The organism is Nostoc sp. 'Peltigera membranacea cyanobiont' 213 (genome assembly GCF_002245975.1).
In the GTDB taxonomy this organism is placed as follows: Bacteria; Cyanobacteriota; Cyanobacteriia; order Cyanobacteriales; family Nostocaceae; genus Nostoc.
In genome coordinates this window covers 31,025-43,236 of the sequence record NZ_NOLI01000064.1, presented here as the reverse complement: position 1 = coordinate 43,236, position 12,212 = coordinate 31,025, and the positions used below count along the sequence as shown (strand labels likewise).

The following is a 12,212-nucleotide window of genomic DNA, read 5'->3' as shown; positions in this document are numbered from 1 at the left end:
TTGTTGCTCAAGTGACGGATATAAACGGACTTGTACAACCTTGTGTAACACTTCACTTTCACCTCTTTGATGTGCTTACTCTACCATAAATATACATTGTGGTAAAGCGCTAAAATCCAATAATTGGTGATTTCTCAAACACCCCACTTCCTTATCAACCTGCGGTTGATATTAGTCGGAGGTGTTTGAGGAATCACCCGGCTATCCATCCCCGCCCTGTAGAGGGACGGGGAATTCCGCCGAATTAGTTAAATGCATGAGCAATAGAGACTATAACGATAAAAAACTACGTTATAGCCTCCAATAACAGTGAATTTAGCTGCACGTTGCCAAGAAAAACAAAATATGTAGCTTTTCTGTACTTGACTAGTGCTAGATTTAGGTTACTCTTAAATCGGAACGCTTCATATAAGAATCTACCCTGACAGAAGCGTATAAAGATATAGTTAAATTTCGCAATTCTGTCCGAGATTTTTAATTTGCAAACTGAATAGTTTGATACGGCGCTCAAAACTCCGATCTACTACCCTAAACAAGGTAGCCAATTAAAGACTCAATATTATCTGTCTGGTAATTGTAGTGAATAGTTTACAATACCAGTGGATGAGAAAATCTAAAGAAAATATAAAAGAAACTCAAATGACTGTGGTGTCTGGAGGACAAAAGTGTTTCTGAGACTAGCACATCAACATCGACAATTCGTCCAAGACTTGGTAATGAACCTGCAAGCCTTGGCGGTCGTATTAGAGCGGCGCGGGTATCCTGCTTCTTGTTATACCTGTGGCGACCAAATGAATAGTGCATCATTTATGGTTAGCTTGGGTGATAACCACCTGATTCGGTTTTTGGTATCCGATTATGGGATTACTTGGACGGAAATGCGGGATGACCGCGAATTAATGAAGCTAGAAGGTGCAGAGGCAATTAGCCAACTGGACGAACTGGCCGATCTTGTCAAGCAATCTATGCAAACCGATACAGGCTCTAAAATTCTTGCCAAGAAGTATTAAGCTTCCAAAGGTCGATCGCAAATTAGAAATCGATTATCGGTAATTGGTAATGGTGGCTTAGTTAGCGATCGCTCTTATTTATCCTGTTATCCATTGCCTTTAAGTGATTGGCTCGTGGCTGGCCCATCACGTACTTTTTTGTATCTACCAAAACCTCACGAACCGAATTTTGAGCCTTTAGCTGAAAGTTAAAACGCACTCCTAATCACAATCAACATAATTAGTAATTACTAATTCATAATTCATAATCAAAAGACACGTTAAAAATATTGCAACTATCAAGCAAGTAGCGTCGTTTTATTTGGAGTTTAAATCTACTTACATAACGAAATTATAAATTATGAATTATGAATTATGAATTTTTAATGAATTTTCTAGCTGACACATCAGCCATAAGCTTGAAAAAGGCATCCTTTGACAGCAGGTGGGGAACGATCGACACCTAAAGTCCATTGCCAATCAAAATAAAGGATGCCAATAGTACGGATGACTAAAATCATTAACCGCCACCACGGGTAGATTGTGACTTCTTACCTTCCAGTCTCCGGTAATTAATGAGACTTGGGCTTGCCGTAAAGCTTCAGTTTTAGTCAACTTATCGGTGGAAAATATACTATAAAAAGCGCTCATGAGTGCCTGTGTACCACCATCATCCACAGACCCGAGGCGATCGCATCTTGCGCCAGTTTGTTGCATCTGATAGCCAAAGCCCAAAATTTCCTCACCATTACCTAACTTACCTCCCAAGCCGGTTTCACAGGCGCTCAACACTACCAAAGTGCTTCAGGATACTTTCTTTCACCTTGGTAGATTCTGCCGATGTTATTGAATGTTACTGCTTCCCAAGAGCGATCTCCATGTTCTCTAGTGATAGCTAATGCTTGCTGTAATCTCTGCAACGCTTCTTTCCATTGGCCTTGCTGAGATTCTTTGATAGCTTCTTCATTGAGCCTTTCAATTTCTGAAAGCTGATTATTCTTGGGTAAAGCTTGAGCTTTTTTTTGTAGAGTTGTATCTCAAGCTTGCATTTGTGCTTACCTGGTCATTGTCTGGGTAGGCCATCCCAAAACCGAGTAAACTAAGTAGAGTTAAAGTAATAACACTAACATACTGGAGATTAGGCTGCATAACAAAATACTCCCCATACTCGGAAGTGTAAATATTAAATCGAGAATTCTTGCAACGCAATTAATTTTTACGCTATTAAATATTTGGAAAATTTATTTATAGGTGCTTAAAAAAGTGAAAAGGTCACAAGAAAAACCTAGCCAACCAGAATTACCACCTACTAGCGCTCTTGACAATCCATCAAGTCATGAATTTGGGAATTGGTTTGAATATCCTGTGAGAGTGCAACCCCACCACACTGACTATTCTGGTGTTGTTTGGCACGGTTCCTATATAGCTTGGATGGAAGAAGCGCGGATTGAATGCTTGCGATTTATAGGGATTGAATTTGCTGATTTAGTCGCTATAGGTTGCGATTTACCAGTTGTAGAAATGTCATTGCGCTATCACCGTTCAATTCAATTGGGTATGACAGTGGTGGTAAAAACCCGCATGGCTGAGGTAACTGGTGTCCGAATCAATTGGGATTATGCCATAGTCTCAATTGATGGACAACAATTGTACGTTACTGCCAAGGTGACTTTAGTAGCTTTAGATCGCGAAAGAGGCAAGATTATGCGTCAGCTGCCGCCAAGTTTTAAGGATGCATTAGCTAAGATTTCAGCATTAAATAATGATTGACTAACAAAGGTTACAAGTAGCTAGGCGTAAATAAATTAAAGTTTGTGGTAAGGATTTAAGTTCTTACTACAAACAATGAATGGCTTACTAATACCATTTCTTTGTGAGGCTGCGCCAAATTCTCATGGCTTCTTTCTTTGTGTTCTTTGCGGTTCGTTCCTTATATAGTTTGGCGCATCTTCATACAGAATTGGTATAAGTAAGAACTGGATCTTTGTGTTGAATTCAATTAATTTTACTTTTTTACTTGCCGCTTTGGATGTTTGATAGAGTTTGAGTAAACTGCATTATGTGATGCCAAATATCTTGTGGAGTAATGCCAAAACTAATATTTAATAAAATAAGAATTGCGGCAATAGTGAAGGCACTCTTCAGGGTTGCTTTCAACAACTTCCACAATATTATGAAGACAATCCAAGCTACAATCAGCGTAGCAATCATAATATATAAATTCCTTAACAATAGCCCTTACCAGAGAAGATGTTTATTCAGTAAGGGGAAATTTTATCTGAAGTAAAAATTATTAGTGCTAAAGCTATTAGACTTAATTTGGAATAGATATTAAAGCCAATATTGTTGTCTAACTGCGCCAATTTTATATTATCTAAAAATGAGACAATAATTCAGGTGAGAGCAACTTATTTGGCAATTTGGCAGAATTTATGAAATGTTTTTTACTGGCAATTTTGTATCAATAATTACAATTTCTGGAAGGATATATTTAGAAGTTCGGAAGCAAAAGAAACCTGGTGCAGTTGTATAGGTTACTCAAGACTCCTTATTCTGCGTTCATAAATTCCAAATACCCATTACTAAGTTCTTTCACCGCCAAATCATAAAATTGTTTACCGTGTTCTGGCGTTGCTAAAGCCGGATTTGAACCCATCCGTCCATCGGGATAACGCACTCGAAAGTCAGCTGCACTATAAATTGTGTGTCCGCTTGCAACTTCTGGTGAAAGGAATGCTTGCTTAATCGCCTCTGGATAAACGTACTGGGTGAGAGCTACTTCACTTGGAGTTGCGTGAGAACCTTCTTGATTTCCATATAATTCTTTAGCCAGCTTATATACAGAACCGCACATAAACCAGTTTGCTACTTGACATTGCACTTGCTGGGCATTGGGAATCTGCAAATCTTCTAAATGGGCGTAAGTTTCTGAAAATGCAGCTTTGAGGGTAGCGATGTTACCACCGTGTCCGTTGATAAAGTAAAATTTGGTAAAACCAGCTTTGGCTAAACAAGTTACATAATCTCGCACTACCTGAATTAAAGTGCTGGGGCGGAAACTGATTGTACCAGGAAAAGCAGTATGATGCAGTGCCATCCCCACATTGATTGTAGGGCCGACGATCGCTTGAGTCGCATCACCCACACCACGAGCGATCGCTTCTGCACAAATGGCATCAGTACCAATCAACCCCGTTGGCCCGTGTTGTTCTGTGGAACCAATAGGGAAAATAATACCCCGTGACTGCTCTAAATAAGCTTCGACTTCTTGCCAAGTACTTAAATGCAGTAACATTTTTGATGACTTTCCTCAATAAAATTGCGGTGGGACAAAACCTTTTTCTGCTAAACAGCAAGTTCTATATTGCCCATAACATGATTATGAACTCCTTTGCTATCTGGTGGTGGCGATCGCGATAAAATTAGTTGGGATGTTGAAGAGAAACGAACCGCAGAGGCGCAGAGAGCGCAGAGAGAAGAAATGAATGTTAGGTTGTGGGTTGTAGGCTGGCTTGGAGTTTGAGTAAGCGATCGCTCGCTGTTTGTAATGTCTCAGGTGTTTTGCTGAAGCAAAATCTGATTAATGAGTGGCCTTTTTCTGGTTGGCTAAAAAAGCTGGAACCTGGAACTACAGCAACACCAATATTTTTGATTAGATGGTAAGTGAATTCAACGTCTGTTTTGTAGCCAAATTTGGAAATATCTGCCAGAACATAATACGCTCCTTGGGGAAGGAAGTAGGGAATGCCAACTCGATCGAGAATCTGTAAGATGCTGTCTCGCTTCTGGTGATAAAGTTTGGCTAGTTCTTCATAATAGGATGGTGGTAGTTGCATGGCAGCAACTCCGGCTCGTTGTAATGGTGCAGGTGCGCCAACGGTGAGGAAATCATGGACTTTGCGAATGGCTCCTGTTAATTTGGGGTTTGCCAAAATGTAGCCGACTCGCCAGCCAGTGACGCTGTAAGTTTTGGATAGACCATTAATGGTAACGGTACGTTCTTCCATACCGGGAAGAGTCGCTAAGGCAATATGTTGAGTGCCATCATAGAGAATATGTTCGTAAATTTCATCTGTGAAGGCTAAGACATCCCACTTTTGACAAAGTTCGGCAATTAGGGTGAGTTCTTCACGGGTGAAGACTTTGCCGGTGGGGTTGTGGGGTGTGTTGATAATAATGGCTTTGGTATTGGCATTGAAAGCTTGACGCAACTGTGCTTCATCAAAAGTCCAATGGGGAGGATGCAGTGTCACGTAGCGGGGTGTAGCACCAGCTAAAATCGCATCGGGGCCATAGTTTTCGTAATATGGCTCAAATACAATTACTTCATCCCCAGGATCGACTGTGGCTAGCATTACGGATGCCATTGCTTCTGTGGAACCACAAGTGACGGTGATTTGGGTTTCAGGGTCGATATCTAAACCGAGATACCAACGAACTTTGTTGGCGATCGCATGACGAAATGGGCGATCGCCCCAGGTAATGGCATACTGGTTGACATCTGCCTCTATTGCATCATTTGCTGCCTGCTTTAACTCCAAGGGACAGGGAAAATCAGGGAACCCCTGAGCCAAATTCACTGCACCATGTTGCAATGCCACCCGCGTCATTTCCCGAATCACCGACTCTGTAAACTGGTCTGCCTTCGCTGATATTTTTTTACGCCCAATCTTACTCAACCCGATACCTCCGTTGATTTCCATTGGCTTTAGGCGGGAATTTCTCTAAAACCCATAATACAGATACATTTATCGTAGTATACTCAAATTCCAGATTCAGGGGGAATGCAACGTCATAATCTATATACTTAATTATTGATATTAATAGTCAATTACTGAAGTAACGATCCAGAATCATCATGAAATCTTTGCACCGTCCCGATCTCTATAGCTGGTCTAATTTCAATCCGGCAAGAAATATTGATTTCAATGGGATTGCCTGGATTCGCCCAGATGGAAACATCTTGATTGACCCAGTAGCCCTCTCAAACCATGATTGGAATCATCTCAAATCCCTCGGTGGTGTGGTTTGGATTGTGCTGACGAATTCCGAGCATGTTAGGGCAAGTAAAGATATTGCCGATCAAACTTATGCTAAGATAGCTGGCCCTGTGGCAGAAAAAGACACTTTTCCCATACCTTGCGATCGCTGGTTATCTGATGGTGAAGAGTTTGTACCTGGGTTAAAAGTAATTGAACTCCAAGGCTCGAAAACTCCCGGTGAATTAGCTCTGTTACTGGAGGAGACGACTTTGATTACAGGAGATTTAGTCAGGGCACGGAAAGCAGGTAGCTTAACTATATTGCCAGATGACAAGCTGCTGAATCGAGAGGAGGCTGTTGCCTCTGTTCGCAGGTTAGCAGAACTGAGTCGGATAGAAGCAGTGCTGGTGGGGGATGGTTGGCCTATTTTTCGTGATGGACGCGATCGCTTACAGGAACTTGTGGCGACGCTGTAAATGGGTGGGAGTTATCAGAAGGGAAAGGGGAAGGCCGTTTTGCCACCCGAACGCGAGTGCGCCTCCCAGAGTTGGGCTTTTCCCTTTCCCGCTCTTTTTAATTATCAGAAGCAAAGCGCGATTCTTCTGTGGAAAGGCTGTGCGATCGCGTGCAGAATATTTACAGTGTTGCCTAAAATTATGGATAATTCCCCAGTGGTCGCTCAAGCAGATGCATCCTTACCAAATTACACTCAGGAAAATATACATTTAGTGGAGTCAGCAGTTATAAAAGAAAAAATCGGAACTGATTTTGACTCTCGCATGATGCTGCGGTGTTTAGAACTTGCTCGCCGCGCTTTAGGACGGACTTCGCCAAATCCGTTGGTGGGAGCGGTGATTGTCAAGGATGGTGAGATTGTTGGCGAGGGGTTTCATCCTCGTGCAGGTGAGCCTCATGCAGAAGTGTTTGCTTTGCAAGCAGCAGGCGATCGATCTTGTGGTGCAACAATCTATGTGTCACTTGAACCTTGCAATCACTACGGACGGACTCCCCCTTGTTCGGAAGGATTAATCCAAGCTGGAGTGGCAAAAGTAGTAGTAGGTATGGTCGATCCCAATCCATTGGTAGCGGGAGGTGGTATTGCCCGTTTACGGGCGGCGGGGATCGAAGTGTTGGTAGGAGTAGAAGAATCAGCTTGTTATCAACTAAATGAAGCTTTTGTGCATCGCATTCTCTACAAGCGACCTTTAGGAATTTTAAAATATGCTATGACTTTAGATGGCAAAATTGCTACCACCTCTGGTCATAGCACTTGGGTAACAAGCCAAGAGTCCCGCAATGAAGTACATCAATTGCGGGCGGCTTGCGATGCAATAATTGTCGGCGGTAATACAGTCAGACAAGATAATCCTTATTTAACCAGCCATCATGCAGAGGCACATAATCCTCTGCGGGTGGTGATGAGTCGCCATCTCAATTTACCGGAAACTGCCCATCTCTGGCAAACTGCCGATGCTCCAACTTTGGTGTTGACAGAAAAGGGTGCTAACCCCGATTTCCAAGAATTGTTGCGAAAACTTGGGGTGGAAGTCGTGGAATTAACATCGCTTACACCAGATAAGGCAATGGCGTACTTATATGAACGGGGTTTTTGTAGCGTATTGTGGGAATGTGGCGGGACTTTAGCTGCCAGTGCGATCGCTCAAGGAGCAGTACAAAAAGTTTTAGCATTTATCGCCCCAAAAATCATTGGTGGTAGCATTGCTCCCACACCTGTGGGCGATTTAGGTTTTACTACCATGACTGAGGCGTTGTCTCTAGAACGTGTTCGTTGGCGTGTAGTCGGCTCTGATTGCTTAGTAGAAGGTTATTTTCCTCAAAAAGCCATAGTCAATAGTAATAACACTTGACTATCAATCAATTAATCGTGATTTTGCTATCATGAACACTGACGTTCGTGGGCAAGATCGCGGATAAGAGCTAGCCGAGATTCAATGTAGTGGCTAAGAAAATCCGTTTCGTTAGAATCTAACAACACTTGTGTTTCGGTTTGTTTCACCAACCACTGCACCAAGCTAGCATCATCCAGTTGCAAGAGGAGCTTGGCTTGAGCGGTTTCAACCACTGACCAAAGCTGACGCATAATTGTAGGAGTCATCAGACCTCAATTGAATAATTTAGCTTTGCTGTTTTCAGATTACACAATTTCGATCGCACTTTAGGACATTAATGTAGAAGCTGAGACAAGTATTATTAAAAACTTAATAATGTGATTTATAACTTTATGAAGATTAAGAATTTGAAACTCAGTTGGAAGATAGGGATTGGAGATTGGGAAGGCAGATTTTCATGAGTTTAGTTGCAAAAGCTAGAAGGCAAATACACTCAATTCTAAAAACTGGGTTTTTGTGTTTCTGAAGACCGAAATTATGTTGATTGTAGCTCAGTCAAGACAGTTTTCTAAAGACTATATTCAATCATGAATCTGTCTTCTAATATACAAAAATCTCACTTTTGAGAACAATGGGTTACAGGAAATTAACACTGTCTGGCCGTCGAGGGACTGACAAAATCATGTAAATTTTCATCCCAAACACTGATGTAAATAAAATCACATTGTTGGCGGATAATTTGACCCTTGACTGAACCATTTTTAAAACTAAAATTATCAGACTGACGCTGTTGTATCTGCTTAAGTCCCTGCTTAATTTCTTCAGTAGCTTGACCATCTAACATTCCATTCAAGGTAGTCTCCATTACCTGTGGGTCTACCGATTGGGCAAAAGATACCTCAGTTTGACGCAGCACTTTAGAATTTCGATCGAATAAGTAGCCAAGGTCAATTTTGTTTGGCACTAGTTTGTAAACAACAGCACGCGTCTTACCCCATGCGCCTTTTAAATCTTGATTTGGTTTGCCAAGGGTAGCTTCTACGGCACTTCTTGATGTACCTGTAGGAAATGCGGGAACACTTTGTCTGTTGTTAGTAAAAGCTACTTTACTAGGCGGACGATCGTTCTTCTGTGGTGCTGAAGGTACTTCTGGTGTGGGAACAGCAACATTTTCTGGTTCTGGCTGTGGTGTAGAACGTACTTCTGGCGCTGGAGTATCTGAAGTTACAGGTTCTTTTTCTGGCTGTGGTGCGGATACAACTGGGGGATTAAAGGTTGGCAAAGGGGCGGGAATTACTCGCTGTCGTGGTCGTGAGATGGGTGCAACTGGAACCGGAGAAGTTTGGGAAGAAACGGGCGATTTGCTGGATGTGGGAGTGGGCAAAGATTCTGGCGATGGGGTGGAACTTGTGGCAATGGTTGTTTCTGGTTGTTGCTGACGAATGATGTTAGGAATTACTACTGCACCAATCAAGCCGCCTACCAGCAAAGTACCAACAATCAATGTTGGTTTTTGCCAGTTTCCAGGAGTGGAAGACCCTGGAATCACAGAATTTTTTTGCGGCGAATATAATGGCTGGGTTTGTCGAGTTGATGCCACAGTGGGATAAAAATTAACAGTGGGAGTATTTGCACCTAACTCAGGAGGGATATTACTAGCAGATTGCAAAGCGTGTAACATTTTACTAGCAGTGCTGTAGCGATCGCCAGCATGAGGCTTAATTGCCTGATTGAGGATTGCCGCTAATTGGAAAGAGACGTTAGGGGCATATTGCTGCCAAAGTATTTCCCCAGTTTTCAGATCGGTTTGTAATTCTTGCGGGTGTTTGCCGGTCAGCAGATAAACCGCCGTTAAACCTAAACTGTAGATATCAGTGCCGTAAACTGGACGGCCAACAGCTTGTTCGCTAGGCATATACCCAGGCGTACCAATAACGAGCGATCGCGTGGGGTATCCTGGAGGATTCACCACAGAACGGATTGTTTCTTTAACTGCGCCAAAATCAATCAAAACTGGCTTGTTATCAATCGAACGGAGAATGATGTTCTCTGGCTTGATATCTCGGTGAATAATGCCCTTACTGTGGACATAATCTAAAACTGATAGCAGACTCAAGAGAATTTGCCGAACAGCAGCTTCACTCTCAAATCCTTTGGCTTCGACAATTTTTGTCAGAGTTTGGCCGTGAATCCATTCTTGGACAAGGTAAAATTGCCCGTTCTCAGAAAAGTAGGCGTAAAGTTTCGGAATTTGGTTACTACTTTCACCTAAATACTCCAAGGTTGCGGCTTCCCGTTCAAACCGTTGTTGGATAAGTTGGTAATTTTGCGGGTCATTATTGGTTATCGGTTTAAGTTGCTTGATAACACAACGACGGCGAGAAGGCATGTGAACATCTTCTGCCAGAAAGGTTTCGCCAAAACCACCAGCGCCGATTACCTGGATAACTTGATAGCGATTGTTTAGCAGGGTTATTGTCATGAAAAATCACAAGCATAGACATCGGAGACACTCCGCCTCTGGGCTTGTCGTCAGACATCGCCCTTTCCAAATGTACATCACATAAGTAAAGCCAGGGCGAAGGTCATTCGCGTCTACACAAGCAAATTTTACCTCCGCGGACTAAGGATTTAAACCCACCTCGGAGTTTTTGGTCGTGTAGACGTGGTTTTTAACTGCCGATTTTGCTCAGAAAAAGTTAAGGGTTTGAAACCCACGGAGATGTTTTAAGCAAACTCTATAGTTTCAACAAACTCTAAAATACTTTCCTTAATATCTTCAGCTTCTTCTTCGAGGGAATCGGGAGTTTCGCCGTCAATAAAGCTGTGCTGACTACTAACTATATACAAAAATTCACCACTGATAAAAGCGAGCAGCCCTCGGTAGGCATCTAATCTGATCGCAGTTCCATTATTTTCTTGCTTAGAAATTGTGGAACCTTTGGGCATATCGATTAACACATAGTAAGCACCTCGCAAAGTATCTTTCAGATATTCGGTATACTCCACAGAAGCATCTGGTACATTGGCAAAAATCGCCTGGGGTACATACTTGTCTACTAAAATTGTTTGTAAATATTCTTCTTGTCCAACAGATTCCAGTTCCTCTAACTGTTCTAGGGGGAAAGGATAATAATCGATCCTCAATAAAGTACCGATGTCATCAGAAAAGCCAACTACTCCTTCTTGGCTTTGAATTCTACCGCCCTGTTGCGGATCGACCGGAATTGGCACAGTAAAATTACTTAAAGGGGATTGATATGTCTGTTCGCTAAAATCTTCTATGACTACTGTCTCATCTTCGTCATCGTCTGCATATTCTTCCTCTTCTGCTTCTTTAAAGGCTGCAATTACTTCCTTAATAATTTCCTCTGCTTCTTCATCTTCCAGTTCTAAGGCTGCTTGTAGCTTTTTGAGGTAGGCTTGTTTTGGTTTAGCGATCGCGAGTTCATCGTCTAAAAGCACTATCACTCCAGCTGCAAAACCATCCAGCACTAATTCATCCGAGAGAGAGACTTTAGCCGCATTAAACAGAGGCCCAATTCCCTCTTCTTGTGCAATGGAGATGAGTCTATCAACTATTTCGGTGATTTCATCTTCTGAGTATTCCTCAAAAACCTCGAATTCCCAGAGGATACCCGCTAAACTTTCTGCATCTACATCTTCAATCACGGAATCAGCGATCGCAGTGACAGTTGCGATCGCCGCCACCGCCTCTTCTGGACTTAGTGATTCCTCTGATGTCTTTGGTGAGTTAAAAACCTTGTCATATTTGGTCATAATTGCTACCTAAATTAATCCTTGATAGTAATAACAGATTTAAAGCGACAATGGTCAGTTTAGCAATGGAGCGAATCTTCTAGAGAAAAAGTTGGCGAATACCTGGTTGAATCAATATAGGACTTACGCAAAAACTCTCTGAAACTCTTATTTCTTTGTGTCCTTTGCGGACTTTGCGGTTCGTTTTTTCATGATTTTGCGTAAGTCCTGCAATAATTAGTCAAAGATAAGGAAACCTTGTTGACAGCTAATCTCCAGCGCTAATTAATCCGATTTTACAAACTACTGACTAGTCGATATCATGATTTGAGACATATTCCGAAGCGCTCGACGATATTTTTGTAAAAATTTTAATATAAATAAATGAGAGTGATTAATCAAAGGTTTGTAACCAGCACTGGAGCCGCTTCACAAGAGCAAAAATATTGTAAATTTTTGTGATGAAGCTATTGTCGTGAATAACTGCTATATTCCTTTGTTTTTATCCTCTAGCAGATGAATTATATCTATCGATAGAATTATAAACTAGCTAACGATAGATACCTACACCGCGAGCCGGATGTCACAATACCGATGTTTGTAGTTACACACAATACTCGAAATCTTTGTAC

11 protein-coding genes and 1 pseudogene are annotated in these 12,212 nt (G+C 42.0%); 4 read left to right on the top strand and 8 right to left on the bottom strand.

Going from position 1 to position 12,212, the window contains the following annotated elements; translation table 11 throughout:
• Nucleotides 1–665: 665 nt before the first annotated feature.
• On the top strand, nucleotides 666–1,010 hold the full coding sequence (locus CDG77_RS18310; protein ID WP_094330768.1) for a DUF1815 family protein: 345 nt from the start codon (nucleotides 666–668) through the stop codon (nucleotides 1,008–1,010).
• A 442-nt stretch (nucleotides 1,011–1,452) separates the two neighbouring features.
• Here CDG77_RS18310 and CDG77_RS18305 read toward each other — a convergent pair.
• Nucleotides 1,453–1,787, bottom strand: a pseudogene (locus tag CDG77_RS18305) (CHAT domain-containing protein); the annotation flags it as partial.
• Entirely contained in the window at nucleotides 1,781–1,909 is a 129-nt protein-coding gene (locus tag CDG77_RS18300) for a hypothetical protein (protein WP_190234000.1), read from the bottom strand. The gene CDG77_RS18300 and the pseudogene CDG77_RS18305, both read right to left, overlap by 7 nt.
• Nucleotides 1,910–2,252: 343 nt before the next feature.
• Between CDG77_RS18300 and CDG77_RS18295 the strand changes: the two genes are divergently transcribed.
• Nucleotides 2,253–2,759, top strand: a complete 507-nt coding sequence (locus tag CDG77_RS18295) for an acyl-CoA thioesterase (protein WP_094330772.1) — start codon at nucleotides 2,253–2,255, stop codon at nucleotides 2,757–2,759.
• Nucleotides 2,760–3,002: 243 nt separating this feature from the next.
• Here the strand turns inward: CDG77_RS18295 and CDG77_RS18290 are convergent, their stop codons facing one another.
• The 3 genes from CDG77_RS18290 to CDG77_RS18280 form a co-directional block, all read right to left on the bottom strand.
• On the bottom strand, nucleotides 3,003–3,200 hold the full coding sequence (locus tag CDG77_RS18290; RefSeq protein ID WP_094330766.1) for a hypothetical protein: 198 nt from the start codon (nucleotides 3,198–3,200) through the stop codon (nucleotides 3,003–3,005).
• A 337-nt stretch (nucleotides 3,201–3,537) separates the two neighbouring features.
• Nucleotides 3,538–4,284, bottom strand: a complete 747-nt coding sequence (locus CDG77_RS18285; RefSeq protein WP_094330765.1) for a creatininase family protein — start codon at nucleotides 4,282–4,284, stop codon at nucleotides 3,538–3,540.
• A gap of 193 nt (nucleotides 4,285–4,477) precedes the next feature.
• Nucleotides 4,478–5,692 carry a pyridoxal phosphate-dependent aminotransferase gene (locus tag CDG77_RS18280; RefSeq protein WP_223269858.1) on the bottom strand — a complete coding sequence of 405 codons (1,215 nt, stop codon included), beginning with the start codon at nucleotides 5,690–5,692 and terminating at the stop codon, nucleotides 4,478–4,480.
• 155 nt (nucleotides 5,693–5,847) lie between these two features.
• On the opposite strand from CDG77_RS18280, the gene CDG77_RS18275 reads away from it, so the two are divergent.
• Entirely contained in the window at nucleotides 5,848–6,447 is a 600-nt protein-coding gene (locus CDG77_RS18275; RefSeq protein WP_094330764.1) for an MBL fold metallo-hydrolase, read from the top strand.
• 180 nt (nucleotides 6,448–6,627) lie between these two features.
• On the top strand, nucleotides 6,628–7,839 hold the full coding sequence (gene ribD, locus CDG77_RS18270; RefSeq protein ID WP_094330770.1) for a bifunctional diaminohydroxyphosphoribosylaminopyrimidine deaminase/5-amino-6-(5-phosphoribosylamino)uracil reductase RibD: 1,212 nt from the start codon (nucleotides 6,628–6,630) through the stop codon (nucleotides 7,837–7,839).
• Nucleotides 7,840–7,868: 29 nt separating this feature from the next.
• On the opposite strand, the gene CDG77_RS18265 is transcribed toward ribD, so the two are convergent.
• From CDG77_RS18265 to CDG77_RS18255, 3 genes are all read right to left on the bottom strand, one after another.
• Nucleotides 7,869–8,087: a hypothetical protein gene (locus CDG77_RS18265; RefSeq protein WP_094330763.1), complete on the bottom strand. Its 219-nt coding sequence runs from the start codon at nucleotides 8,085–8,087 to the stop codon at nucleotides 7,869–7,871.
• A 380-nt stretch (nucleotides 8,088–8,467) separates the two neighbouring features.
• Nucleotides 8,468–10,303, bottom strand: coding sequence for a serine/threonine-protein kinase (locus CDG77_RS18260; RefSeq protein ID WP_094330762.1), 1,836 nt, complete (start codon nucleotides 10,301–10,303; stop codon nucleotides 8,468–8,470).
• 245 nt (nucleotides 10,304–10,548) lie between these two features.
• Nucleotides 10,549–11,601 carry a hypothetical protein gene (locus CDG77_RS18255; protein WP_094330761.1) on the bottom strand — a complete coding sequence of 351 codons (1,053 nt, stop codon included), beginning with the start codon at nucleotides 11,599–11,601 and terminating at the stop codon, nucleotides 10,549–10,551.
• Nucleotides 11,602–12,212 lie beyond the last annotated feature (611 nt).